This is a genomic window from Bradyrhizobium sp. Kon10 (genome assembly GCF_055807395.1).
Window position 1 is genome coordinate 1 of sequence record NZ_JBVVOZ010000124.1, and the last position, 487, is coordinate 487.

Sequence of the window (487 nt, forward strand, 5' to 3'; positions counted from 1 at the left end):
GAGCTCGAGGACGCGATCGACGTCGAGGACGACCATGAGCTGACCGTCGAGGCGGTGGACGCCGCCGGCGAGCTTGGCCATGCGGGGGTCGAGGTTGACGGGGTTGTCTTCCTTGCCGTCCTCGGACAGGCGCAGCACCTCGCCGATCTGGTCGATCAGCAGGCCATAGGATTCGCCGCGCAAATCGACCCCGACCGCCATCGGCACCTTGCCATCCTCGGGCTTGGGCAGGCCGAGCCGGGCGCGCATGTCGACCACGGTGACGATGCGGCCGCGCAGGTTCAACACGCCCGCGATCTCGCGCGAGGACAGCGGCACGCGGGTGACACGCTCGGGCATGAACACGTCCTGGACCCGGGAGATCGGCAGGCCGAACAGCTGGCCGCCGATCATCGCGGTGACGTATTCGACCATGGCGCCTTCGCCGGACTGGGTCTTCTTGGTCATGTGCGTCTCTCCTGATCCATCCCGCTGGTTACGCCGCTGC

At 67.8% G+C, this 487-nt stretch carries 1 protein-coding gene; it reads right to left on the reverse strand.

What is annotated here, in order from left to right:
- Positions 1–447: chemotaxis protein CheW (locus AC0L2O_RS36350; RefSeq protein WP_473373144.1), on the reverse strand; the 447-nt coding region annotated here is incomplete at its 3' end.
- Between the last annotated feature and the right edge of the window lie 40 nt (positions 448–487).